At 43.1% G+C, this 25674-nt stretch carries 21 protein-coding genes; 16 read left to right on the forward strand and 5 right to left on the reverse strand.

The features are described 5' to 3' along the window. Positions 1–22: 22 nt before the first annotated feature. Complete coding sequence (gene glpX / locus Q0986_RS03025) at positions 23–1069, forward strand: class II fructose-bisphosphatase (protein ID WP_299403706.1); 1047 nt, start codon at positions 23–25, stop codon at positions 1067–1069. A 71-nt stretch (positions 1070–1140) separates the two neighbouring features. Beyond that, positions 1141–2442, forward strand: coding sequence for a glutamyl-tRNA reductase (locus Q0986_RS03030; RefSeq protein WP_299403521.1), 1302 nt, complete (start codon positions 1141–1143; stop codon positions 2440–2442). Between the two features lie 4 nt (positions 2443–2446). On the opposite strand, the gene Q0986_RS03035 is transcribed toward Q0986_RS03030, so the two are convergent. Continuing rightward, positions 2447–3217 carry a WecB/TagA/CpsF family glycosyltransferase gene (locus tag Q0986_RS03035; RefSeq protein WP_299403524.1) on the reverse strand — a complete coding sequence of 257 codons (771 nt, stop codon included), beginning with the start codon at positions 3215–3217 and terminating at the stop codon, positions 2447–2449. A 317-nt stretch (positions 3218–3534) separates the two neighbouring features. Here Q0986_RS03035 and Q0986_RS03040 point away from each other — a divergent pair, with 317 nt between their 5' ends. The 9 genes from Q0986_RS03040 to Q0986_RS03080 all read left to right on the forward strand — a co-directional run bounded on the left by Q0986_RS03040 (position 3535) and on the right by Q0986_RS03080 (position 14563). After that, entirely contained in the window at positions 3535–4869 is a 1335-nt protein-coding gene (locus Q0986_RS03040) for a nucleotide sugar dehydrogenase (protein ID WP_366918500.1), read from the forward strand. A 422-nt stretch (positions 4870–5291) separates the two neighbouring features. Beyond that, entirely contained in the window at positions 5292–6692 is a 1401-nt protein-coding gene (locus tag Q0986_RS03045) for an oligosaccharide flippase family protein (protein WP_299403532.1), read from the forward strand. 50 nt (positions 6693–6742) lie between these two features. Continuing rightward, positions 6743–8620, forward strand: coding sequence for a hypothetical protein (locus tag Q0986_RS03050; protein WP_299403535.1), 1878 nt, complete (start codon positions 6743–6745; stop codon positions 8618–8620). A 195-nt stretch (positions 8621–8815) separates the two neighbouring features. Then, positions 8816–10216: a polysaccharide deacetylase family protein gene (locus tag Q0986_RS03055; RefSeq protein ID WP_299403540.1), complete on the forward strand. Its 1401-nt coding sequence runs from the start codon at positions 8816–8818 to the stop codon at positions 10214–10216. Beyond that, a complete protein-coding gene (wecB, locus tag Q0986_RS03060; RefSeq protein ID WP_299403544.1) occupies positions 10213–10968 on the forward strand; it encodes a non-hydrolyzing UDP-N-acetylglucosamine 2-epimerase in 756 nt (251 codons plus the stop codon). The genes Q0986_RS03055 and wecB (Q0986_RS03060) overlap by 4 nt, the downstream gene beginning before the upstream one ends. 46 nt (positions 10969–11014) lie before the next feature. Further along, on the forward strand, positions 11015–11305 hold the full coding sequence (locus tag Q0986_RS03065) for a UDP-N-acetylglucosamine 2-epimerase (RefSeq protein WP_366918498.1): 291 nt from the start codon (positions 11015–11017) through the stop codon (positions 11303–11305). Next, positions 11305–12621, forward strand: a complete 1317-nt coding sequence (locus tag Q0986_RS03070; RefSeq protein WP_299403550.1) for a hypothetical protein — start codon at positions 11305–11307, stop codon at positions 12619–12621. The genes Q0986_RS03065 and Q0986_RS03070 overlap by 1 nt, the downstream gene beginning before the upstream one ends. After that, positions 12611–13528, forward strand: a complete 918-nt coding sequence (locus Q0986_RS03075; RefSeq protein ID WP_299403555.1) for a glycosyltransferase family 2 protein — start codon at positions 12611–12613, stop codon at positions 13526–13528. Before Q0986_RS03070 ends, Q0986_RS03075 begins: the two co-directional genes overlap by 11 nt. 123 nt (positions 13529–13651) lie before the next feature. Then, complete coding sequence (locus tag Q0986_RS03080; protein ID WP_299403559.1) at positions 13652–14563, forward strand: phytanoyl-CoA dioxygenase family protein; 912 nt, start codon at positions 13652–13654, stop codon at positions 14561–14563. A gap of 331 nt (positions 14564–14894) precedes the next feature. Here the strand turns inward: Q0986_RS03080 and Q0986_RS03085 are convergent, their stop codons facing one another. Next, complete coding sequence (locus Q0986_RS03085; protein ID WP_299403562.1) at positions 14895–15566, reverse strand: Uma2 family endonuclease; 672 nt, start codon at positions 15564–15566, stop codon at positions 14895–14897. 226 nt (positions 15567–15792) lie between these two features. Between Q0986_RS03085 and Q0986_RS03090 the strand changes: the two genes are divergently transcribed. Next, positions 15793–17127 carry a nucleotide sugar dehydrogenase gene (locus Q0986_RS03090; protein WP_299403567.1) on the forward strand — a complete coding sequence of 445 codons (1335 nt, stop codon included), beginning with the start codon at positions 15793–15795 and terminating at the stop codon, positions 17125–17127. A 59-nt stretch (positions 17128–17186) separates the two neighbouring features. Continuing rightward, positions 17187–18281, forward strand: coding sequence for a non-hydrolyzing UDP-N-acetylglucosamine 2-epimerase (gene wecB, locus Q0986_RS03095; protein ID WP_299403572.1), 1095 nt, complete (start codon positions 17187–17189; stop codon positions 18279–18281). Positions 18282–18359: 78 nt separating this feature from the next. On the opposite strand, the gene cysC is transcribed toward wecB (Q0986_RS03095), so the two are convergent. From cysC to Q0986_RS03110, 3 genes are all read right to left on the reverse strand, one after another. After that, positions 18360–18962, reverse strand: coding sequence for an adenylyl-sulfate kinase (gene cysC / locus Q0986_RS03100; protein ID WP_299403709.1), 603 nt, complete (start codon positions 18960–18962; stop codon positions 18360–18362). A gap of 43 nt (positions 18963–19005) precedes the next feature. Continuing rightward, positions 19006–21213, reverse strand: a complete 2208-nt coding sequence (locus Q0986_RS03105) for a polysaccharide biosynthesis tyrosine autokinase (RefSeq protein WP_299403577.1) — start codon at positions 21211–21213, stop codon at positions 19006–19008. A 248-nt stretch (positions 21214–21461) separates the two neighbouring features. After that, a complete protein-coding gene (locus Q0986_RS03110; protein WP_299403581.1) occupies positions 21462–22427 on the reverse strand; it encodes a site-specific DNA-methyltransferase in 966 nt (321 codons plus the stop codon). A gap of 78 nt (positions 22428–22505) precedes the next feature. Between Q0986_RS03110 and pyrE the strand changes: the two genes are divergently transcribed. From pyrE to lysA, 3 genes are all read left to right on the forward strand, one after another. Then, entirely contained in the window at positions 22506–23033 is a 528-nt protein-coding gene (pyrE, locus tag Q0986_RS03115) for an orotate phosphoribosyltransferase (RefSeq protein ID WP_299403586.1), read from the forward strand. A 107-nt stretch (positions 23034–23140) separates the two neighbouring features. Next, the gene (locus Q0986_RS03120) at positions 23141–24007 is read left to right on the forward strand and encodes a DNA/RNA non-specific endonuclease (RefSeq protein WP_299403590.1); all 867 of its coding nucleotides are present in this window, start codon (positions 23141–23143) and stop codon (positions 24005–24007) included. A 175-nt stretch (positions 24008–24182) separates the two neighbouring features. Beyond that, positions 24183–25598 (forward strand): diaminopimelate decarboxylase, encoded by a 1416-nt coding sequence (gene lysA, locus Q0986_RS03125; protein WP_299403593.1) that lies wholly within the window; start codon positions 24183–24185, stop codon positions 25596–25598. The last annotated feature ends 76 nt before the right edge of the window (positions 25599–25674 follow it).

The following is a 25674-nucleotide window of genomic DNA, read 5'->3' on the forward strand; positions in this document are numbered from 1 at the left end:
GGCATTTAGGAGGAATCTTTGCGTGGATAACGTTATCGGCCTAGAGATCATTGAGGTGGTTGAACAAGCAGCCATTGCCTCAGCTCGATGGATGGGAAAAGGTGAAAAAGATACTGCAGACCATGTTGCAGTGGAAGCCATGCGCGATCGCATGAACAAAATCCATATGCGAGGCCGCATCGTTATTGGTGAAGGGGAAAGAGATGATGCCCCCATGCTCTATATCGGCGAAGAATTGGGGATTTGCACCCAACCCGATGCAGCTCAATTCTGTAATCCCGATGAATTATTAGAGATTGATATCGCGGTTGACCCCTGTGAAGGCACCAACCTGGTGGCCTACGGTCAGAATGGCTCTATGGCAGTCTTGGCCATTTCTGAGAAGGGAGGGTTGTTTGAAGCGCCTGACTTCTATATGAAGAAATTAGCAGCGCCCCCTGCCGCTAAAGGCAAAGTGGATATTAATAAATCTGCCACTGAAAATCTCCAAATTTTGGCTCAAGCGCTGGATCGCTCCATCGAAGAACTGGTCGTGGTGGTAATGAAGCGCGAACGCCACAATGATCTGATTAAGGAAATTCGAGAGGCAGGGGCACGAGTCGCTCTGATTACCGATGGAGATGTCTCAGCTGCTCTGTCCTGTGCCTTCTCCGGTACTAATATTCATGCACTGATGGGCATTGGTGCTGCTCCTGAAGGCGTGATTTCAGCTGCCGCGATGCGCGCGCTGGGTGGGCATTTCCAGGGCCAGCTGGTTTATGACCCCGACATCGTTAAGACCGGACTGATTGGTGAGAGCAAGGAAAGCAACCTCGCTCGACTCAAGGAAATGGGTATTACCGATCCAGATAAGGTGTATACCGCTGAAGAATTGGCCTGTGGTGAAACCGTCCTGTTTGCCGCCTGTGGCATTACCCCCGGAACCTTAATGAAAGGGGTCCGCTTCTTTGGTGGAGGGGCTAGAACGCAATCCCTGGTTATTTCCACCCAGTCTAAGACTGCCCGGTTTGTTGACACCGTTCATATGTTTGAAACGCCTAAACGTCCGAAAGCACTTCAATTACACTAGGCGATAGCCTCTCAATTCTGAAGTTTGTATCTCTCTAACGACGCGGCTAATTAAACAGAGCAGGAGGACACATGAATATTGCGGTTGTCGGTTTAAGCCATAAAACAGCACCAGTGGATGTACGAGAAAAACTCAGCATTCCTGATGATGTTAAAGAAAAAGCCACCTCTCAATTGAGGAGTTATCCCCATTTAGAGGAAGTGGCCATTTTAAGTACCTGTAATCGCATGGAAGTCTATGTGGTTGCACAGGAAACCGACGACGGTATTCGTGAGCTGACGCAGTTCTTATCAGAGTGGAGTCAAATTCCCCTGTTAGAACTGCGTCAGCATTTGTTCATCCTTCTGCATCAAGATGCTGTGATGCATTTGATGCGCGTGTCTGCCGGATTAGACAGTCTAGTGTTGGGAGAAGGACAAATTCTGGCTCAAGTGAAGCAAACTCATAAATTGAGTCAGAAGTATAGTGGTGCTGGTCCGATTCTTAATCGCTTATTCAAACAGGCGATTTCTGCGGGTAAGCGGGTCCGCACTGAAACGAGTATTGGCACAGGGGCAGTCTCTATCAGCTCAGCAGCGGTTGAACTGGCCCAAATGAAAACCGAAGACTTATCTGCCCATCGGGTGGCTATTATCGGCGCAGGCAAGATGTCTCGCTTGTTGGTCCAGCACCTTCTGAGTAAAGGGGCCAATCAAATTGCTATCTTAAATCGGTCCTTGAAGCGCGCCGAACAGCTGGCAGGTCAATTTCAAGATGCGGATCTTAAACTGCATACCTTAGCGGACATGCAGGATGTCTTATCTGATGCTGATTTGATTTTCACGAGTACTGCTTCGACGGAACCCTTGTTGGATCGCGATATTTTAGAGCCGATTGTCGGCGATCGCCAATCTTGCATGATCTTTGATATTTCCGTGCCTCGAAATGTTCACAGCAATGTGAATGAATTAACACAAGTCCATGCCTTTAATGTGGATGACCTGAAGGCGGTTGTCGCCCAAAATCAAGAGAGTCGACGACAGATGGCGCTGGAAGCAGAATCTCTGTTGGAAGAAGAAGTCGCTAGTTTTGATGTTTGGTGGCGGTCCTTGGAGACTGTTCCCACCATTAGCAGCTTAAGGACGAAGGTGGAATCTATTCGGGAGCAAGAGTTAGAAAAAGCTTTATCCCGCCTCGGAACCGAATTTGCAGAAAAGCATCAAGAAGTGATTGAAGCGTTAACCCGAGGCATCGTCAACAAGATTTTGCACGATCCCATGGTGCAGTTGCGGGCTCAGCAAGATATTGAAGTGCGACGTAAGGCTATGCAATCCCTGAATATACTCTTTAACTTGAGTGCTTCGGCTCAAGAAGTGGCGAAACGCAATACTTAAGCGGTTATCGACTGCGTTTGCAGGCCTGCTGAAGCATCTGTTGACTGACTAAAAGGATAAACAGGGGGTTGTTGATCAAGTATCGACGCCACAGTCTCCGTGGTTCAGTCAACAATCGATACAGCCATTCTAGGCCCAGCCGCATCATCCAACGAGGCGCCTGTTGAACGTCGCCACTATGAAAACTAAAGGCGGCCCCAACACCAATCATCACGGCTTTGATTTTGCTCTGTTGGCGGGCCATCCATTGTTCTTGCTTGGGACAGCCAAGGGCCACGAAAACGACCGCAGCGCCTGATGTCTGGATGCGATCGCAATCCATCTTTTCCTCGGCTAGTGTTAAAGCTCGAAAGGGAGGGGCATAGTGTCCTGCAATTTTGAGCTGAGGGTACTGCTGGGTGAGCTTGGTGATCAATTTCTCAAGCATGGTTTCCGTTCCCCCATACAGATAAATCGGAAGACCCACCTCAGCTGCTCGCTCACACCAAGCCAACATTAAGTCTGGACCATAGACTCTCGTTTGTTGTTTACGCCCCAATTGCCGCATTACCCAAACTAAAGGCATACCGTCGGGCGTCACTAAGGCCGCCTCGTTAATAATGGTTTGGTAATCCGGTTGCCAGTAGCCAGTCATCATCACATGGACGTTGGCGGCAATGATATAGCAAGAGGTCTGAGATTCAGCCCAGGTTTGGATGCGATCGCAAGCATCTTCATAGCTTGTCACATCCACTCGACTGCCTAAAACCCATGTGGCGTCTCCAGTTGTATTCATGGTGGATAAAATTGTAAGCCTAGCCTAGCCGTTACTAGAATAACAACTGCCCAGATAGCCTTCGTGGGACTTTGATAGAAAAGTACTAGGGATGGGTACATTAGGGTGAGAAACCCACCATTCCTGGGTTTTAACTGCAGAGACAAGCAATGCTTCTATCGGTTAGGAGAAGATCTGAACAGGTTGTTTTGGGTAGGTCTTAGAGATGTTTACTCAGTAATTATCTGTCTAATATTTCTTCTTAGGGTTCACAAATATAGAAAGAAAATCGTTGATTTTTTAGGTATCTTCTGATGGTTCAGGCTCCTTTAACTGAAATGGGGAATTCTGAGAAATTCAACCACTTTTCTCAACTTAAAGACTGTATTCTCACACGAAAAGCCAAGGTATGTGTGATCGGCCTAGGCTATGTTGGTCTCCCGTTTGCAGTAGAGAAAGCTAAAGCAGGATTCGATGTCGTTGGCGTTGAACAGAATCCAGCCAGAGCAGGACAAGTGAATCAATCGAAGAGTTACATTGATGATGTCAGTTCTGCTGAACTTGAAGCTGCTGTGAGTGCCGGTAAGCTCAGGGCTACAACTGATTTTGATGAGATCCGAAATGCTGATGTGATCGTCATTTGTGTCCCGACTCCGTTAACAAAGAATCTAACCCCTGATTTAAGTTATATCGAAAGTGTCACCACAGAAATTTCACATCGGCTGAAACCTGGACAATTAATTGCCTTGGAGTCTACGACGTATCCAGGCACAACTGATGAGGTTATGCGACCTATTCTGAAAAAGAATAGTGGATTAGTTCAGGGAAAAGATTTCTTGCTAGCTCATTCCCCAGAACGGGTTGATCCTGGTAACCAGCGTTACACCACTCAGAATACAAATAAGGTTGTGGGCGCATCAGATGCGCAATCCTTGGAAATAGCATTGTGTTTTTATCAACAAACCATTCAACATGTTGTCCCAGTGAGCAGTGCGAAGGCTGCAGAACTGGTAAAGGTATTTGAGAATACTTTTCGTGCGGTCAATATTGCCCTAGTGAATGAGTTGGCATTGTTGTGCGATCGCATTGACCTAGATGTCTGGGAAGTTTTGGATGCCGCCAATACCAAACCTTTTGGGATTATGCCTTTTTACCCTGGACCTGGTGTTGGCGGTCACTGTATTCCCATTGATCCTCACTATTTAGAGTGGAAGGCCAAAGAAGTTAACTTCAACACTCGTTTTATTGCCTTAGCAGGTGAGATTAACCGGCGGATGCCGTCTTTTGTCAGGAGTAAAGCCTTTAAGGTTCTCAACCAGTTGGGGATTGCCCCTTCAAGGGCCAATGTCTTAGTGCTAGGTGCAACTTACAAAAAGGACTTGGCAGACTGGAGAGAATCTCCAGCAATTGATGTTATGGAGGCGTTATTGCAGGATCAAGTCAATCTTTCTTATCACGATCCTTATATCCCAGAGATCCAAGTCAGTGGTCAAGTACTGAGCAGCATAGAGCTGACGCCAGAGACGATAGCGGCAGCAGATTTAGTCCTCATTGCAACAGATCATAGTGGCCTGGATTATCCTCAAGTGGTGCAGTGGGCTAAAGCTGTGTTGGATACCCGCGGTATTACGCGTAAATTTGAATGCGAACGTTCCAAGGTGACTCTACTATAAATTCTTCATAGAGATAAGCTGGGGAAAAATTTAAGCCACTATGTACATACATTTTGGAAGTTAGTAGATTTACACGAAGTTTTCTAATCTTCTCGCAAAATTAAAGAGGTGTTGTATTAAGTTCTAACCCTATCTCCAAGATGTATTTGAGCATTAACTTATGAATCTAATAACAAATCAGCATATTATACAAACTTTTTAACTACTTATTCACCTTTCTTAAAAGTTAGAAGAGCAATTAACAGATGCTATCTAGCTAAAATTTCAACTCAACCCTAGAGCTTGGACGTTGCCAATTATAGAAATTTCAAGACTTGATTTCTAGAGGCTTTATTACCTTAAAAAATTTAATTTTAGACAACCTAGATTAGCAAAATCATTATATGTTTCTGTTTAACAAAACGAGTTTTACTAGAGACGTATTGAAACTTGTTTCTGGAACAGTCCTTTCACAGATTTTAAATATTGCAACAATCCCTGTCCTAACTAGAATTTATGAACCACAAGCATTTGGAATACTAAGTTTATTTACATCTATTACTGGAATTATTGGCGTTTTTACATGTATGCGCTATGAATTCTCGATCATGCTACCAGAGAGTGACCAAGAAGCTGCAAATTTATTTGCCACTAGCTTAGGATTTACTACTTTAATATCTTTATTGACATTATTAATAACTTTTTTTATTGATCATTTTTGGCATCTAAACCAAAATTTTCAATCTCTTAATGAATATCTATTTCTTTTGCCCATAGCAGTCTTTTTTGCAGGCACAGCAACTGCTTTGAGTCATTGGAATTCTAGAGCTAAAAACTTTTCGAGGTTATCTATTTATCAGATTATCAATGCGGTAACAACTATCCTTATTACAATTATTCTTGGATTTTTTGGATATGCTAATGGTAAGACCATGATAGCTTCAAGTATTATTGGTCAGGGCTTAGCAGTTCTTTTTGTAAGCTATTTCACATGGTTAGAAAGTAAGCAGCTATTATTGAAGGTTCGTTGGCAAGAAGCAAGAATATTAGCTTTCCGATATCGTAATTTCCCAATTTATGGGATTTGGTCTGCCCTGCTTAATACAGTTTCCTGGAAGCTTCCAGTATTCATCTTAGCTGCATATTTTTCTCCTATAGTAGCTGGTTATTATGCATTAGGATTCCGACTATTAAAGATGCCGATGAGTTTAATAGGCAAGTCGATTAGTCATGTTTTTTTCCAAAGAGCTGCTGATGCCAAGATTAATGGAAATTTATCAATCCTTGTTGAAAATACTTTTTTAGCATTAATTAAAGTTGGCCTTTTTCCTATATTTTTGCTTTCACTAATAGGCAAAGATCTTTATATAGTATGTTTTGGTAACGAATGGGCAGAAGCAGGAGTTTATACTCAAATACTAAGTATTTGGGCATTTTTCTGGTTTATTTCTGGTCCTTTTAGTACACTGTATAGTGTGCTAGAAAAGCAAAATATTCAATTCAAATGGAATATATTTAACTTTATTACACGTGTGCTTTCTTTGGGTATCGGAGTTTCCCTGCAATCACCAAGATTCACATTATTGATGTTTTCTTTAACTGGTATATTTGTTTATAGTAGAAAAACTTTAATAAATCTAGAACTTTCAGGTGTATCTATTCGAAAAAGCTTACACATCTTGATGAATGATGTTGTTAGATTTATTCCAGTTGCTTGTATTTTTCTCACTTTAGCATATTTTGATATAGAAATATATATAAGACTTGTCATAGCAATGATTTTTGTTATACTAAATTTTGTTTTTTCATTAGATAAAATAAAGCATGCTATTGATATTATATAAACTCAAGTTTCCAAGTTTATTTTTGAACTATATTTTATAGGACTTCTTATATGCTTAGCAATAAATCAAGAGGAAAGATTAATTCTTTGCTAAACAGAAACAATCAAAAAATATTCATATTAAAAACTATTAATACTGTCGCTAAAATAGTAAATAAATCTCCGAAATACTCAGCAAGAACAATCAAGCTTCTAATTCCAAAGCCAATATTTTCTGTACTCAAAGAAATATATGCGCCAGTTGATAACAGGCAAAAAGTTAGAAGGCATCTGAGAGAAGATATAACTTTAGAAGATTTCTTTAAAGCGCTAAAAGAAAGAAATATTAATTATGTCATTCTAAGATGGTTTGAAAGTATGCCTGTGATTGAGACAGGAGAAGATATCGATCTTTTAGTTGATGACAGAGATATTCCTAGAATTGCAGATCTTTTTTCTACTACATTAAAAACCATAGCTTTTGATGTGTACTCTGTATCAGGAATCCCTGGAGCGGACTATCAGGGAATGTCATATTATCCTGCTCATCTAGCTCGAAAAATTCTAGTGTCACGTATCTGGTTTCAAGAAATATATGCAGTTCCCAACCCTGAACTTCATTTCCTAAGCCTCGCTTATCATGCTATTTACCATAAAGGCGAGAAATCAGGGCTATCTCACCATCAATATAAAAGTTTCAATGGAGCAGATCATGATTACTATTGGTACTTACAGAAAATAGCCAAGGTCGCTAATTTCGCAGAAATTTCTAATGATTTTACTGAAATTCATCGTTTTCTAAAATCTCAAGGGTGGTCACCAAGGCTTGATACCTTAAGAAGGCTTGCAGTTAAGGACCAGTGGCTCCTTGATCTTCTACCTACTCTCGATAGAGATATAGAGGACTCGGATGGAGAACTAATGGTTTTTATTACCAGGGATTGGATAGTCAAAAACAATAAAGAAGATATTGTCTTGCAAGAGTTAATTAATGCAAAAATTGAAGTTATAGATGTTTTTAACCTTTCTGAAACTGAAATAGAGACTGCTACTCAAGAATTGCGTGGAGGTCAATGGGATCAAGGACCTTATCCGGTGAGTGGTGGTAAACCATCGCAGTTTATCATTTGTTATGATTATCATCCTGAAGCATCATTAGCAACTGATAGAAAAACTCATCCTTTCGTTAGAAATCGGCATGTGTTTATCAAAAACAAAATTCGCAACTACTTTAATAATGAAATGTTTTGGTGGTTGCATATGAATTGTATTCATGCAGCTGATGATGAATTAGAGTCTTGGGAATATATAAAACTAGTAATTCCACAACATTTGGAAACTATTAATAAAAAAATAGAGAAACGGCGAAGCCTATATCAAACTAGCTATCCTATTCTTCACCTCTATGAATCCAATAAAACACGTTCTAAGGTTGAACTGATTCTATATAAGGAGAGGAAGTCTATAAAGAAAACCTTTAAATATGGATTAGAAAGATTTTGTGAACGAGAAATTCTGGGATATGAACTAATCGGGAAAGAAATAGAAGTTGTTCCACCATTGCTAGAAAAAAACGATAATTACATCATTATTCCATGGTACGAAAATATCTTAGAAAATTGCTCATCTTTAGAAAAGAAACAACTACTTAAGCCGCATGCAGAAAGTATTATAAACATGCTGAAGACTTGTTATGACTTAGGATATGCTCTTATTGGGTGTTATCCTGGTAATCTTATATTAACTCCCAGTCAGAAACTTATAGTCGTTGATTTTGAATTTCTTTATAAGTATAAGAAAAAGCCTGAAAATTTCTTGTTGTCATATGATGTTGTCGGAATTCCCAAAGATTTTGATGGTGATTTACCTCGAGGAACAAAGGGCAAAGGGCATACATATGCAAATACATGGCAACCTTTATTTGGGCCTATATCTGAGTATATTCAGTAGCTATTTTATACTTCCTATCTCTAGTAAAATAGACTAACTTTAAAGACGCTAATTATCAGGGCGTTTCCTTTTGAAAGTTTGTCAAAAATGTTAAACTAGATATTTATAACTTTCTAAAAGTTATGTGTTCATCCCTTCTGTTTTTATGGTTTATATCTAAATATTCATGTTTGCTAGCGAAATTAAGCTAAACCAATGATTTCTGTTGAAGTTCCCCAGTCCTATGAACCAGAACGTCGTTATATACTAGCTATAATATTTTGTGAGTTGTTAGGCTTAGAATTAAATGTAAAACTATCTGATAGAGTAGATACTTTAATTACTATTGATGGCGAAAATGAACTAATAGTAGCTGATAAATTATTTTCTACCCCCTTGAATTACTGGCTAAGTCTACAATCTCTACCATTTCAGCCATTAGAAGTTTGGGATGTTAGTACTATACAGATATCACCTACTCTTGTTGATCCAAAGATCCCAATTATTTATGGATCAAAATCTAGTTCAGAGAATTTCTTCAAGATTGTAGAGAATAAAATATTTCTGGGATTAGATATTTTTGGTTCTACTTTTTTTATGCTTACCCGACTTGAAGAAGCCATAAGAAAAAGTGCTGATCAATTTAGCCGCTTTCCTGCTAAGGCATCTTTGGCATATCAAGAAAATTTTATAGATCGTCCGATTGTCGATGAGTATGTTGAGATTTTATGGGCATGTCTTCAACAACTTTGGCCTAAGCTAAAGCGCAAGCCCAGAAACTTTAAAATGCACGTTAGTCATGATGTAGACAAACCATACCAATACATTTTCACAAATGTTCAAAAACTAATCCATAATGCTGTGGGCGATATAGTTAAGCGAAATAACCTTCGTCAGAGTCTGTATCGAGTTCGCGACTGGACTTATGTTAAATATTTTGGGCATATGCGGGATGCCTTTAATACCTTTGAATGGCTGATGACTCTGAATGAGTCATATGGATTGACTGGTGCTTTCTACTTCATTGCTGATCATACTGATTCTGACAAAGATGGGGATTATTGCATTCAGCATCCTCTGATTCGATCTCTTTTACGCCAGATATATCAGAGAGGTCATGAAATTGGTTTACACCCAAGTTTTAACACTTATTTAGATCCCTCCCAAACTCTCCATGAGTTTGAAGTTCTTCGTAAAGTCTGTTCCGAAGAAAACATTCAGCAAGAATATTGGGGAGGAAGGCAGCATTATCTAAGATGGCAAACCCCGCATACATTCCAAAATTGTTTTGATGCAGGGCTTTCCTATGACTCAACCTTGGGCTTTGCTGATTGGCCAGGATTCCGCTGCGGTACTTGTTATGAATATTCCGTATTTAATTTGGTGACTAGACAAGCGTTAAATCTTGTTGAGCGTCCTCTCATAGTAATGGAATGTACTGTGCTTGATAATCGGTATATGGGGCTTAGCCGTAATATTGAAGAAGCTTATAATTACATCTGTGCTTTAAAAAATACATGCCGATTATTTAACGGAGACTTTAATCTGCTCTGGCATAATCACCGCTTTAAGGATCTTATCGAACGCGATCTCTACCAACAAATCCTTGCTGCATGAAATGCTTAACTATTATTGGAGCTAGACCTCAATTTATAAAAGCTTCTGCTGTTTCTCGTGTGCTATCAGGAATTGATTACAGGGAAATTTTTCTACATACAGGTCAACATTATGATCAAGGAATGTCGGAAATTTTCTTTACCGAACTTGAGATTAAGAAGCCAGATGATAATCTTGGGATTGGATCAGGCACTCATGGCCAGCAAACAGGCAAGATGATTGATGGAATAGAAGAGATGCTGATAAAAGAACAGCCAAATATATTTGTGGTTTATGGAGATACTAACTCTACATTAGCAAGTGCAATAGCGGCAGCTAAACTACATATTCCTATTGCTCATATTGAAGCTGGCCTTCGTTCTCTTAATCGCCAAATGCCTGAAGAAATTAATCGGGTTTTAACTGACCATGCTTCAGATATTCTTTTAATACCTACGAAATTAGCTAGTGCTAATCTAATTGGTGAGGGTATTAATCAGACTCAGATTTTTGAGGTGGGTGATGTTATGTATAATGTTGCTCTTGCCTTTGCCCAAAAAGCAGATCAGAAAAGCACAATCTTGAATGATCTGAAGCTTCAATCTAATGAATTCATCTTAGCTACTATTCATAGAGCTGAGAATGCTGATGATAGTAAACGGCTTGAATATATATTTAATGCACTTTGTAAAATTTCAGAGAAAACTGAGATCATCTTACCTCTTCATCCCAGAAGGAAGAAGGCGTTACAGTCTTGTGGTCTTTTAAAGTAAGATTTCCAAATCTTTGAGAGTGATTAGTCCAGTGGGTTATCTCGATATGGTTGCTTTAGAGAAAAATGCACGACTGATTTTAACTGATTCCGGTGGTGTTCAAAAAGAAGCGTATTTTTATCAGGTGCCTTGCGTTGTTCTAAGAGATGAGACTGAATGGCAAGAACTAATTGAGTTAGGTTGGAACAAATTGGTCCCTCCTGAAAGTACAGAAGATATACAGATAGGTATTTTGCAGCATCTTTCTCTGAATAGTGATCAGCTTCCTTTCCCAACAGTGTATGGTGATGGCCATAGTGCAGAAAAGATTGTAGATATTCTCTCCAAGTTAGCCTGATGAAGATTCTAATTGTTGCCTTTTACTATCCACCAGAAGATAGTTGGGCAAAAGTTGCATCTCTTAGACCTTACTCCTGGAAAAAATACTGGTCCAAGCTAGGACATCAGGTTTACGTTGTGACTGACTTCAAGGATCACTCTGAGCAGAGTGATCCTTATGTTTTTCCTATTAACTATTGGCCTTCTCGGCCTCAGTGGAAAAACTCAAAGTCATCAGGAACTCAGGCAAAGAGCTTGAACACTATTTTTCAGAAACTGAATTTATATAACAAGCTGCGGATGTTATTCCGAAGTATTAGAAGTTTTGTAGGGATTGGCAGCTTGATCCAGATTAGTAATTTTTGGATATATCCAGCCCTGAGAAAAGTCTTTCTACTTGCTGATGAAGTTGATTTTGACTTAATTGTTAGTACCTACGGTCCCCCAGCTAACCATATTATTTCTTCTCTTGTGCAGAGAAAAAAACAGTGCTTTTGGGTAGCTGATTACCGTGATCTTTGGTATGGGAATGATTTTGTTTTGTCTAGTGGACTTTTTGCTGTTCTGGAGAAAAAAATTGAAGATTTGTGTGTTTCTCAAGCAAATCTGATCACAACTGTTTCTCAAGGTCTAACCGAAGAACTCAAGGATAGATTTCAACCAGCAATTATTACTATTGAGAATGGCTTTGATCCAGACGATTTAGAAGAGACGCAAATTAGGTCTTGGTCCGACAACAAAATCCGTTTAATGTATGCGGGACAGATTTATGCGGGAAAAAGAGATCCAATGCCCTTGTTTAAGTCTCTTGTACTCCTGAAAAATAGTTATCGTGACCTATCCCATAAAATAGAAATACTTTTTTATGGCTGGAATCTTGATACGTTAAATCATTTGGTTGATGCTATGGATTTGCATGATGTGGTTTCTGTTAATACAGCTAAGCCACGTCGGGAAATTCTGGGTTTACAACAAAGTGTAGATGCTCTGATTTTCCTAGACTGGAATGATACGAGTGTGAAGGGTATTTTAACTGGGAAGTTATTTGAGTATTTTTTCTCTGGTAAACCTATTGTTGGGATTGGTTCAACGCCAGACTCTGCGGCAGGAGAATTGATGACAGAACTAGGAGTAGGTTATCCGTTAGGTTCTTCGCCTCAGAACATTGCAGACTGTATAGAAAGAATGCTGAATGGGCAATCTATAGGTTATTCGCCACAACATGAAAAAATTCAGCAATATACGCGTGAACATTTGGCGAATAAGATGCTAGACGCAATTATTGGACAGATAAAAGAGCAAGACTGCTCTGGTAAATCAAGTTATGAAGATTAGTCTTAGTGTGGTGATCACCTGTTACCGTGAAGGACCATTGATATTAGAAGCAATCGAAAGCATTCGGCAACAAACTCACCCACCGCTCGAAATTATTATTGTTAATGACGCTTCTCCCGAAGAAATCACAAATTCCATATGTCATCAGCTAGAGGTTGAACCAGATATTCAGGTAGTTTGGCAACATATTAATGGTGGCCCTTCCTTGGCTCGCAATGCAGGTTTTAAAGCTGCTCAAGGAGATGTTTTAGTTCCCTTAGATGCAGATGATCTGCTTCCTGAGAATGCCTTGTCTTTAATTAGCAAGGCTTTTGAAAACTCTCCAGATGCTGGTTTTGTTTATGGTCCATACTACCGACAGGATGATGTAGAGCAGATAGGTCAATTAGTCTGCTCTACAGACATTAGCTTAAGCACTCAGCTGGCACCTAAGCCTTGGTCATTAAGTACAAACTGGAAACTGTTGGGTACAACCCCTTTAAGAAAATCCATATGGACTGATGTAGGAGGCTACGATCCGACCTTCGAAACTGATGACTTGCACGACGTTGAATTTTGGATTCGTGTGCTTGCTTCAGGCTGTGGTTATAGTGCTGTAGATGATCCTATTTATGTGTGGCGTAAATACTTAGGGAGCAATAGCAGTAAGGTCACCCCCTATGCCTGGTATCGTATTGTGGAAAAATATTTTGACGTTTATCAGAAGTGTGGGCTTACCTATCGTGCCCATGAACTGCTGTTATTAGGGAGCAAATGGCTCAACCGCCCTAAAGACGTGACGCAGCATTCTCGTGTACTTGTGGGCATGATAAGAAAAGAACGAGTTCGGCTATCTACTATCGTAAGTTTAGTCATGCCATCCATGCTATTACGATGGCTCGTAACTCGAGCCCAGGAAAAACGGTAGTGGGTAAACAGACACAATGAATCAACTCCATATGCAAAGTTTTTTACATGCTGTTGATACTACGAACTTCATGAGCCATATTCCTTTTTTCCGTTGTCTTGCGCTCTAGTTAGAATTCAGACTATGACTATTGCTGACAGTCCCCTTGATCAAACTGCCCAAGCCTTTTACCAAGAAAATGGCTACTTCCTTTTTAGGAAACTCATTCCCTCAGACCTAATTGATGTCTTACTAACACACTTTCAGCAGAGCATCCTACCGTCTCGGCAGCCCTTTTTTAGACAAAATACAGGGTACTACGAGCGGCACATCATCAATGAACATGGCTATATGACTAAGCCGTTGCTAGATATTCACGGATACCTCACCTATCCTGAATTCAGCCAGTGTGCTCTCACCATTTTCTGTGGAGGCGAACTACAAACAGCACTGAAGAGTATTACTGGTGTTGAAATTCACAAACTAGTGCAGACAATGCTCTTTGATTCGAATACTGCTACACCGCCCCATCAAGACTGGTGGTATACCGACTCGATTCCAAACGGCCATCTAGTTGGGGCTTGGATTGCTTTAGAGGAAATTGCTGAAGCTGCTGGACGATTTTATGTTATGCCTAAAACCATGACAATTGACTTGCACAGTCATTTATCTGGGGAAAACCACGCTGTTTGGATGGCAGCAATGAATGATTATTTTTTGGCCCATCGCGACGAAATCTTCGTGCCTGCGCTTAAACCAGGTGATGTCTTAATGTGGAATTCAAGAACTATTCATGGTGCATTGCCCAATCAAGATCCCCGTTGCTCTCGTAAATCAATTACAGCCCACTACTTACCAGCAGGTTATCAGTATGGCAGTCTATTTACGGTACGTAAGTTTGCTGAAGCTCAGTACAAAACTTTTAAAGACGTCCCTTATTTCGTCAGCCATCCCGATTATTCATACTTCAATGATTTGAAGTACCGTACAAAAAGAAAGTTGATGGAATTTCCCGTAGGACTCAAACTTTTGCGTAGAATACGCTCGATCGTCTAAAATTTGGCAGATTTTATCTACTGGCTTTCCAAAATCCATGTGTACGATTTTCACTTGGCAATACTCAGATAGGCATCCCAGAAACCTATCAACCAATAGACTTAAGGAAGTTAGTCCAATAGAATACTGCTGAACCTAGCGCAAATAAAGAGAGTGCAATCACTATTGAAATTCCTAACCCATGAAAATGCACTTTCCCTTAATCTATACTTTCGCAGCACAATATTTAATATTGGTCCCTTGCCATTCGTTTCAGTGATGTTAGGCGACAATTAGACCCAGATGATAAGGTATAGAACACTAATTTGTAGTTATAAATTTTGTACTCTTTTTAAACTGCGTCTGGATCAACTCCTAACTCCCGCAGTCGAGCCGCCAACCGCTGAGTTTTGGCTTCCGCCGACTCAGCCCGCTCTCGTTCCTGCTCCGCCCGGTCATATAATTCAACGGGAGTTAAAAATTTCTCTCCATCAGGGCGGTAAATCACTAAATCAGTATTCTCTATCTCAAATCGAATGTTTAACCGAGGACTGATCCAACCTTCCAGGTTAGGAATTTCCACCAAGGCATCCTGATCGTTTCGCATAAATCCGCCCAGACTGACCTGGTCAGGATCATATAGGTAATATTCTGAAACACCATAATGCTCATAAAATAGTAGTTTTCGGCTTATTTCGATCACGGTATTGCCAGGAGACAGGATTTCAAACACAACCTGAGGGGTAATATTGTCCTCTTCCCACTGCTTGTAGGAACCACGATCGCCTTTGGGCCGCTCAAACACCACCATAATGTCGGGAGCCACGCAAATGTCTGAGCGTCCTTGCACGGGATACCATAACAAATCACCGGCAATAAAAACCTGAGGATTGTCAGTGAACAAAATTTCTAAATTTTCTTTGATGGTGACAATCCAGCGAAATTGTTTCGTATGGTCTGCCATCGGTTGACCATCGCTGTCAGGATAAATTTGAGCAGAATCCGTGGGGATGAGAGTTGTCATGAAAAACCTCTGCTTCTGCAACGCTTAGGTACTTTCTACTGTAACAGCGACGCCTAGAGAGTTAACTACACAACAAACCTGTGATAGAACTCTGAATTGAAACGATATACCGTCTAGTAAGTTCATCAATGCTGTGATAGTTATGCCTGTTGCTGCAGTGAACAAAAAATAGTATTTACAAGTCTTTTGGGGTATCTTCTTAAAGGTTCAGGCGCTTGCGGGTGATATGGAACATTCTGACCAGACTAACAGCTTTACACATCTCCAAGCCTGCATTATCAATCGCACAGCCCAAGTTTGTGTGGTGGGTTTAGGCTATGTTGGGCTTCCCTTTGCTGTTGAGAAAGCAAAAGCAGGATTCAACGTTATTGGCATCGAGCAAAATCCTGCCAGAGCTGAGCGTGTAAATCAGGCTGATAGCTATATTGATGATGTGAGTTCGGCTGAACTCCAAGCAGCAGTTAACAGTGGTCAATTGCGGGCCTCGACCGATTTTGACAATATTCAAACAGCCGATGTCATTGTTATCTGTGTGCCGACACCTTTAACAAAAAACCTAACGCCTGATCTAAGTTACGTCGAAAAGGTCACCACAGAAATTGCCCTGCGGTTGCAGTCGGGCCAATTGATTGCGTTAGAGTCCACGACCTATCCGGGTACCACAGATGAGGTGATGCGCCCCATCCTAGAGAAACACAGTGGGTTAAAACAGGGGACAGACTTTTTTCTAGCTCATTCCCCCGAGCGAGTCGATCCTGGGAATCAGCGTTACACCACTCAGAATACCAATAAGGTGGTGGGGGCCTCCGATCCGCAATCCTTAGAGGTGGCGCTTTGCTTTTATCAACAAACAATTCAGCATGTGGTGCCAGTCAGCAGTGCCAAAGCTGCGGAACTGGTCAAAGTGTTTGAGAATACCTTCCGGGCGGTCAATATTGCCTTAGTCAATGAGTTGGCTTTGTTATGCGATCGCATAGATCTAGACGTCTGGGAAGTGTTGGATGCAGCCAATACAAAGCCCTTTGGAATTATGCCTTTCTATCCTGGCCCTGGTGTAGGAGGGCATTGTATCCCCATCGATCCACACTATTTGGAATGGAAAGCCAAAGAAGTCAACTTTAATACCCGGTTTATCGCTTTGGCCGGTGAGATTAATCGACGCATGCCTTATTTTGTCAGAAGCAAAGCCTTTAGGGTTCTCAATCAATTGGGAATTGCACCGTCCAAAGCCCAGGTTCTCGTTCTAGGAGCCACCTACAAAAAAGACTTAGCAGATTGGCGAGAATCTCCAGCCATCGAAGTCATGACAGTGTTGATGCAAGATCAAGTCACGCTTTCCTATCACGACCCCTATATTCCTGAGATTGAAGTCAATGGACAAACGCTAACCAGTGTGGAGCTAACACCAGACAACATTGCCCAGGCAAATTTAGTGGTCATTGCAACGGATCATAGTAGTGTCGATTATCGGCAAGTGGTGGAGCAGGCTCAAGCCGTTTTAGATACCCGTGGGATTACTCGGAAGCTGGCCTGCGATCAGACGAAGGTGACGTTGTTATAAACTGGCCCAGCGCATCCAGTAGACTGGGGCCATATCATTGCCCCCTCTCAGGTAATCACATGAAATGTTTAACCATTGTTGGGGCCCGCCCTCAGTTTATTAAAGCAGCATCGATCTCAAGAGCGCTATTAGAGGTTCCAGAGATGGAAGAGTATCTGGTGCATACCGGTCAACATTATGACCCGAGCATGTCTGATATCTTTTTTGCCGAACTGGATATTCCCAAACCAGACCGTAACCTGGGTATCGGCTCAGGCCTCCACGGACTACAGACAGGTCGCATGCTGGCTGCCCTTGAGGATGTTTTGCTCCAGCATCCATTTGATGCAGTTATTGTCTATGGTGATACCAATTCAACGTTAGCAGGCGCGCTGGCAGCCACGAAACGCCATGTTCCTGTTATTCATATAGAAGCAGGCTTGCGTTCTTTTAATCGCCAGATGCCAGAAGAAATCAATCGTGTATTGACCGATCATGCGTCTGATCTATTAATGGCCCCCACTCAACTAGCAGTGGATAACCTCAGACATGAAGGCATTGCCCCTGATAAGATTCACCGGGTCGGTGATGTTATGTATGATGTTGCTCTCTACTATGCGGAGAAAGCAGAGCAACAGAGCCAGATTCTCAACCACCTGAACCTACAAGCAAAGCAGTTTATCCTAGCCACCATTCATCGGGCTGAGAATACAGACCATCCTGAGAGGTTAGCAACGATTGTGGCGTTTTTATCAGAGCTGAGCCGAAACATTCCAGTTGTGTTGCCCCTACACCCCCGTACTCGCCAAGCCTTGCAGATTCATAACATCGAATTAGCACCCACGGCTTCATTTCAGATCATTGAACCCGTGGGTTATTTAGATATGATTATGCTCGAAAAGAATGCTTGTCTGATTGCCACTGATTCTGGCGGCGTCCAGAAAGAGGCGTTCTTTTACCAAGTGCCCTGTGTCACACTGAGGGATGAAACAGAATGGCAAGAGCTAGTCGACCTAGGCTGGAATACATTGATTACTGCGCAGGGTGTACCGTCAGACCTTGCCCAAACCGCCTTAAAGTTTATTGGCACATCAGGCACCTTGGGTCAATATCCCTATGGCAATGGCAAGTCCGCACACCATATTGTGAACGTATTGACTAACGCTTTTGCCTAAAACTTGATCTACGACGAAGCATCTCTAAGGATAGCAAGAGACCCACTAAAGAAAATGCCGCTAGTTGTAAACCTGGGCTTAAATAATACCTTGCGCTTCTAAGTACTGAATAACTTGCGCCACACACGCTTCTATAGTCGCTTCGCCAGTATTCACGGTTAATTCAGGAGAGGTAGGTGGCTCATAGGGAGAAGATATCCCGGTGAAGTGAGCAATTTCACCCGACCGCGCTTTCTTATACAGCCCTTTAACATCTCGCCCTTCACAAATATCTAAACTTGCCTGACAGTAAACCTCAATAAACTCACCGTCAGGAACCAAAGCACGGACGCGATCGCGATCGGCTTGAAACGGTGAAATAAAGGCCGTCAAAACAAGCACTCCAGCCTCAGTGAACAGTTTAGCCAGTTCACCGACCCGACGGATATTTTCCACTCTATCGTCACTGGAAAAGCCCAGATCCGCACATAAACCATGGCGAACATTATCACCATCAATCGTAAAGGTCCGACAATGGCGCTGAAAGAGATGCTCCTCTACCGCATGAGCCAGCGTCGATTTGCCGGCACCGGATAATCCAGTAAACCAAAGGATGACGCTACGATGGCCACTCTGTTTTTCTCTATGATCACGGGTGATCGTCGCGGTGTGCCAAACAACATTGGAAGATTTCATAGGAATTTTATTAAATAGGATTTGAGTGAAGTAACATTGGCACTATGAGTTATGAGTTAGCCTTTTTTTTCACTTTCTTTTTAGGGGTAGAAGCTTGCTCAGTCTCATCCTCTCCATAATAATCTTTCGCGTAATAATAATAGTAGCTGTCAGGCTCATTTTCGGGGATCACCCCATTAATGACTAGCCCTAACACCTTCTGACCTGACTTTTCTAAGGTCTCTTTTGAGGATTGAGCAGACCCCGAATCCACCAGGCCAGGGCGAGTGACCAGCAGAATGCCATCCGTCATTTTGCCGAGTAATAGAGCATCTGCAGCGACTGCTAAGGGTGGAGAATCGATCAAGACATAATCGTAAGCCTGATGAAATTCTTCCAACAACACAGCCATATGATGCGAGTCAATCAGAGGGACAGGATTAGGGGGAATTACCCCAGCCGTCAGGATATCTAAATTGTCATCTTCTTCCCGAACCGCATCTAACCAGCCTCGTTTTTCGACAAGGACATTACTCAATCCCACCGTATTTGGCAACTCCCAAACTTGGTGTTGGGAAGGACGACGCAAATCCGCATCAATGACAAGAACTCGATTCCCCAACTCCACAAGCGCCAAGGCCAAATTTGCCACAACCGTTGATTTGCCCTCCTTCGGAATGGAGCTGGTGATGACAAATACCTGGACTTGATGATCAGAACTCAAAAACTTAAGATTCGCTTGCAACATTCGGTAGGATTCACTCACCGATGAGCGAGGATTATCGCGAACAATCAAGTCAGGGGTGGGCCGATCTAAACCTTTGCGCGACACTTTCTCCGCATCTTTGAGAAACGGGATATTCCCCAACACGGTGTACTGAAATGTATCTTTGGCTTCTTGTACCGTTTTAATGGAGGTATCCAAGGCTTCTAATAACAGAGCGGTCCCAATCCCTAGCAGACTGCCAAATAACAACCCCACTGCTAAGTTAAAGGCTTTGCGAGGCGCAATAGGTGTTTTAGGTAATGACGCTGCCGCGACGATGCGAACATTTCCGATATTTTGATTTTCACTAATTTGGATTTGCTGTAAAGCTTTTAAAAGACCTTCATAGGTGGTGTGAGCCACCAGCTGATCCCGTTCGATGGCTACTAACTGTTGTTCTAGCCTAGGCAAAAATTTCTGATTACGCTTATAGGTATTTTGGTTCTTGGTGAGAGCAATGGCCTGTTGCTCTAGCCCTAGACGTTCGACTTCAGCCTCCACCAGAGCGTCTGTCAATTGTTGTGTTGATTGGCCAGCTTGCAGATTGCGCAGGGGTTGGGAGGTCGTGTTGTTAACAACTTGCCCCACCTGTCGGCTGAGTAAAGACTGGAGTTCAGTCTGTCTATCCAAGAGCGTTAAAACGTTAGGGTGGTTGGGGCCGTATAGCGTTCGAGCTTCAGCGAGGAGGACTTCATTGGCTTGGGACTCTTCTAGAAGCTTCTGCACACCTGGAGATTGACTTAAGTCATTGACTTGTCTAGCCTCCTCAGTCGTCATCCCCAGCTTGTCACGGAGTGCCTGCGATCGCGTACTGGCTTTCACCATCTCACTTTGAATCCGAGAGAACTCGGTTTGCTGCTGGCCCGTGACTTCAGCTTGTACTCTCGCTTCTTCTTTTAAATCCGTAATGCCATTCTCTTCTTTAAACCGTCGTAACGCTAAGTCTAAACGACGCAATTTTGCAGTGACGAGAGGAACTTGTTGCTCAATATATTTGCGGGCAGAAGCCGCTTCTGCCCGGTTATTCGTAATGTTGCTAGCTCGATAATCCTGCATCAGTTGGTTAACCACCTCAACTGCTTCTTGAGGATCAAGACTTTTGTAGGCAACGTTTAAGATATCGGTATTTTTAATATTAGTGACCGTTAGTGCTTGGATAAACGTGTCTGGCTCTATAGGTTGGCCATTTGCATCCTGTAGCTTTAAAGTACTGATAGTTTGCTGAACAATGGGTGCAGAACGTAAAATCTCAGCCTCAGTGGCAATGGGATTACTGCTGGCAGATAAGGCTTCTAATCCTCCTATCCCCTTAATGTCTATGTCTGAAGTGGACGCGCCTCCTACCTCTTTCAACTGCAGTGTTCCTTCTGCTTGAAAGACGGACTTCTGCAGGAATGTTGCTAACGCTGTCAAGGTCACAACCGTTGCAAAAACAGCTGTGGCGGGGAGCCATCGACGCCTTAAGATTCGTACATAGCTTTTAATGTCGATGCTTTCGTCATCGTATTCCATAGTCTTCAGCCGCAATGCTGGTCTTTAAATAATTGAAGTTATTGAGGTTAATTTAGCTTCCCACCCTGCAAATAGCAAATCCAGGGAAAGATCAAGATCCTGATAGAGTACCACCGATAAAAATCCTTTTAGGTCGTGACACCATACGTTGCATTTTGTTCCTGGATGAATAGAGATGAATCGATTGGGTGCGGGTGAACTGTCCGCTTGCCTAGCACACCATCCCGCCTGGAAATATCTGCCCCCCATTAGGTTGACCGGTTAAGCCTTGAGGTTGGCACCGTATTTCGCTCCCAAAAGATTCCTTGCGCTAACCCTTGAATTCTAGGGTCGGCATCCGCTAGCTCTAAACGACGCTCCGCCCATAGACAATATTCTAGGTTGATATCAATGCCCCAATACTGCCGACCTAGCTTCTTGGCAACGACAGAGGTGGTTCCACTTCCCAAAAAGGGATCTAGAACCAGATCCCCAGGATTGCTACTGGCCAGCACCAGCTTAGCCAGTAGTTTTTCGCTTTTTTGAGTGGGATGATCGGTGTTTTCCGGCATTGACCAGAACGGAATCGAAATATCTGTCCATAGGTTAGAGGGATAGGTATCTCTAAAGTTGCCTTGAGTGGTCTGCACCCAATCCTTGGGAGAACCATCATGATGTCGATAGGGAGCGAGTACTTTTCTCCGCTGCTTGACTGCCTGACAGTTGAAGGTATAGGTATTGGAGGCCGTGCAAAACCAGATATCTTCACTGGCGTTTTTCCAGTTGGAGCGAGCGCCTCGCCCTTTTTCTCGCTCCCAGGTAATTCGATTGCGAACATGGAAATGCGTATGGGCAACCGTAAAAATTGAGGTTGAGGTAAACCAATCTCCACAAATATAGATGGAGGCGCTCGGTTTCAACAGCGGTTTGAGGGTTGAACAGATGTGGTCTAACCAGTCGGTATAAGCAGAAACAGATTGCTTCACAAAGGTTTGACCATTGAACGTCTTATTGAGGTTATAGGGAGGATCGAGAATCAATAAGTCGATGCTGTCTTGGGGGAGGTGAGGGGCAAAGTCTAGGCAGTTTCCTTGAAGCGTCTGGTTAGGCGGCAATTCTGTCCCGACAATCTCTGTGACGATGTTGGCCTGCAAACGATCGCGATCGGCAGCACTTAGGGTAAGGGTGCGATTCCTGGAGGCTCTTTTTTTGGGAGACTGAGGCGGGTCCGACATGGTGCGCAGCTAGAGCGGTTGATGAGGGGAGCCTAACATCTAAACTAGTAGAAGTTAGTCCCATCTCCACGAATGTTGATGAACAAAGCGGATCTCGCCCAGGCCATCTATGAAACCTCCCACATCACAGGTGAGTTTCGATTGCGCTCAGGCCAAATGAGCCATGAATACTTTGACAAATATTTATTTGAAGCCGATCCGGTGTTACTGAACGCGATCACAGAACATCTAGTAGCCATGATTCCCCAACCCGTTGATGCTTTGGCAGGATTAGAAATGGGAGGGATTCCCATTGTGGCAATGTTGTCTCAACTCAGTCACATCCCTTCCTTATTCGTACGCAAGCAGGCTAAACCCTACGGCACCTGTAAGTTGGCCGAAGGTGGAGAGATCGCCGGGAAACGACTGGTGATTATTGAAGATGTGGTGACCTCAGGGGGACAAATCAAACTATCCGCTCAAGACTTACGAGCTTTGGGCGCAACGGTCACGGATGTGATGTGTGTGATTGATCGGGAGGCTGGTGGACGCGCCAGTCTTGAAGCGGACGGGTTACAGCTTCATCCATTGTTTACGATGTCGGAATTAAAGCAATCCGTGGGTTAAGCCGATGGCTGACCCTCTCTGCCAGCCATCCTTGTCAAGGAGGAACGCTTGAGCAGTCAACCGTTAACTGAAGTCCAGAAGTCAACCCAGGTTGAAATGAAGCACTCGTGAACCCGTTCTTTTTCTTACAACCTTTTCACAAGCTGCCAACAGTGGTGCGTATGACGTTGAGATCGCCTTCCTTGATGGTTGTTTTGCTATGTCTCACCGTATTAACAGGATGTAGTCTGTTCCAGAACGCGATCAAATCTAGCGTTGACCATCTCGCCCTGGGCAATCCGAGTCAAGCCAGAGTGGTCTTGGCGAATGCCAATAACTATCTGATGAAAAAGCCCCAATTTGTTTTGTCTTACAACCGGGCTAAGGGCATTCCCAACTGGGTAAGCTGGCAGCTCGATCAAACTTGGTTAGGCGAGGTTGAGCGTCGCAATAATTTTCGAGCAGATCAAAGTTTGCCGCCGAAGTGGGAAAAGGTAGACGCGCGTGACTATTCTCGCAGTGGCTACGATCGCGGCCATATGGCCCCCTCAGGTGATCGCACCAATACTGAGGCCAATAATGCGGCCACGTTTGTGATGACAAATATCATACCTCAGACCCCTGATAACAATCGGGGGCCTTGGGTTGACCTAGAGAATCACTGCCGGGACTTAGTGGAGGAGGGAAAAGAGCTGTTTATTATGGCCGGAGGATATGGCGAGAAAACTACGATCGCAAATGGAAAAGTAATCCCTCCCCAAAATCTTTGGAAAATCGTAGTGGTGATGGATGAAACAGATTTAGGTGTAAAGGGCATTTCACCAAACACGTCTACTATCGCCGTCGATATTCCCAATCAACAGGGCATCAAACGGCATGAGTGGCAAGACTATCAAGTCACCATCGATAGTTTAGAGAAACAAACAGGATATGATTTTCTGTCTGATGTCCCTAAACCCATCCAAGATGTCCTCGAGAGTCGTCGCCTTCCATAAAAAGACCAGATGCAGTAAGTGAACCATCTGATACCGTTGTATTGGCTCTCGGATGCGTGTGTTGGGTGTGCTAGCACCAGCAGTATAGAAGACTGGATATGATAGACTTCTCGGATGACGTCTATCCAGTTTTATCGGGAGTCGTCATCTATCCTCAGCTTATTTCCATCTACCTATGGTGTCCCTTCAACCAGCCGATATTAATCCAAGCTCAATTGTGGATCGTTCGCCTAATCAACAAATACTGCCATTATCTGCCAAGGTTAGCGATGGAGGACAGCTGGAAGTCGGAGGATGCAGCGTTGTTGAGCTGGTCAAGCAATATGGATCGCCCCTTTATATTGTTGATGAACAAACTGTCAGAGCAGCCTGCCAGCAATATGACCAAGCCTTCAAAAACTTTTATCCAGGTCCTTCTCAAGTATTGTATGCATCCAAAGCCTGGAGCTGTATGGCCATTTGTGCTCTGGTCACCAGTGAAAACTTGGGGTTAGATGTGGTATCAGGCGGTGAACTCTATACGGCCTTGCAGGCAGGAGTTGATCCGAACAACATCTATTTTCATGGTAATAATAAATCGATTGCCGAACTGGAAATGGCCCTTGCCAGTGGTTGCACCATTGTTGCTGATAACTGGCTGGAATTAGAGCAACTGGTTGCTCTGGAGAAAGCCCAAGAAAGCCAGGGTACCGCTCCTCGCGTTATGTTGCGGATCACCCCTGGCATTGAGTGCCATACCCATGAGTATATTCGGACCGGCCATCTCGATAGTAAATTTGGCTTTGATCCCAATCAAATTGATCAAGTTTTAAATTTTGCACAAAATAATCCTCAACTCGATTGGGTCGGATTTCACGCCCATATTGGATCTCAAATTTTTGAACTGCAACCGCATCAAGATTTGACCAGTGTGGTTGTGAGTTGGCTCACTATGGCCCACTCTAGAAACCTCTCCATGACAGAACTTAATATTGGTGGTGGATTGGGGATGCGTTACGTTGAATCGGATGATCCACCCAGCATCACCCAGTGGTCTGAAGTGGTTTGTCAAGGCATTGTCCAAGCCTGCCAAGCTGCTCAAATCCCGCTACCCAAACTGCTCTGTGAACCTGGACGGTCTCTGATTGGTCCTGCTTGTATAACGGCATACACCGTAGGGGCTCACAAAAGTATTCCTGATATTCGCACTTACTTGACCGTAGACGGGGGGATGTCTGACAACCCTCGTCCCATTACCTATCAGTCTGTCTATAGTGCGGCCATCGCTAACCGAATGGAAACGGCTGCCACTGAAGTCGTCACCGTTGCCGGAAAACACTGTGAGTCTGGGGATGTCTTACTCAAAGATATTGCTCTCCCTGCTAGCCAACCACAAGACGTTCTCGTCGTCATGGGAACGGGCGCGTACAATTACAGCATGGCGTCCAATTACAACCGTCTACCACGACCTGCAGCCGTTCTTGTCCGTGATGGGGAGGCTAACCCAATCCTCAAGCGAGAAACGTACTCAGACCTTATTCGTCAAGATTGTCTACCTAGATATTTAGAACAATCTGTGGCTGACGAACATAATGGCAACCAAACTGGCTAAACTAGCGATGTTTCCACTAATATTGAACTCAATATCAGTAAAGCTCAACTGATAACGGTATACGGAAAGGTTAGGC

Origin of the sequence: Acaryochloris sp. IP29b_bin.148, assembly GCF_028285565.1 — a bacterium.
In the GTDB taxonomy this organism is placed as follows: Bacteria; Cyanobacteriota; Cyanobacteriia; order Thermosynechococcales; family Thermosynechococcaceae; genus Acaryochloris.

Coding starts and splice junctions, on each gene's coding strand:
- Q0986_RS03055 (WP_299403540.1), top strand. CDS start 8,816: ATGATTTCTGTTGAAGTTCCCCAGTCCTATGAACCAGAACGTCGTTAT.
- Q0986_RS03070 (WP_299403550.1), top strand. CDS start 11,305: ATGAAGATTCTAATTGTTGCCTTTTACTATCCACCAGAAGATAGTTGG.
- Q0986_RS03040 (WP_366918500.1), top strand. CDS start 3,535: ATGGGGAATTCTGAGAAATTCAACCACTTTTCTCAACTTAAAGACTGT.
- wecB (WP_299403544.1), top strand. CDS start 10,213: ATGAAATGCTTAACTATTATTGGAGCTAGACCTCAATTTATAAAAGCT.
- lysA (WP_299403593.1), top strand. CDS start 24,183: ATGGTGTCCCTTCAACCAGCCGATATTAATCCAAGCTCAATTGTGGAT.
- Q0986_RS03080 (WP_299403559.1), top strand. CDS start 13,652: ATGACTATTGCTGACAGTCCCCTTGATCAAACTGCCCAAGCCTTTTAC.
- Q0986_RS03030 (WP_299403521.1), top strand. CDS start 1,141: ATGAATATTGCGGTTGTCGGTTTAAGCCATAAAACAGCACCAGTGGAT.
- Q0986_RS03035 (WP_299403524.1), bottom strand. CDS start 3,217: ATGAATACAACTGGAGACGCCACATGGGTTTTAGGCAGTCGAGTGGAT.
- Q0986_RS03110 (WP_299403581.1), bottom strand. CDS start 22,427: ATGTCGGACCCGCCTCAGTCTCCCAAAAAAAGAGCCTCCAGGAATCGC.
- Q0986_RS03085 (WP_299403562.1), bottom strand. CDS start 15,566: ATGACAACTCTCATCCCCACGGATTCTGCTCAAATTTATCCTGACAGC.
- Q0986_RS03050 (WP_299403535.1), top strand. CDS start 6,743: ATGCTTAGCAATAAATCAAGAGGAAAGATTAATTCTTTGCTAAACAGA.
- Q0986_RS03075 (WP_299403555.1), top strand. CDS start 12,611: ATGAAGATTAGTCTTAGTGTGGTGATCACCTGTTACCGTGAAGGACCA.
- wecB (WP_299403572.1), top strand. CDS start 17,187: ATGAAATGTTTAACCATTGTTGGGGCCCGCCCTCAGTTTATTAAAGCA.
- Q0986_RS03090 (WP_299403567.1), top strand. CDS start 15,793: ATGGAACATTCTGACCAGACTAACAGCTTTACACATCTCCAAGCCTGC.
- pyrE (WP_299403586.1), top strand. CDS start 22,506: ATGAACAAAGCGGATCTCGCCCAGGCCATCTATGAAACCTCCCACATC.
- Q0986_RS03065 (WP_366918498.1), top strand. CDS start 11,015: ATGGTTGCTTTAGAGAAAAATGCACGACTGATTTTAACTGATTCCGGT.
- Q0986_RS03105 (WP_299403577.1), bottom strand. CDS start 21,213: ATGGAATACGATGACGAAAGCATCGACATTAAAAGCTATGTACGAATC.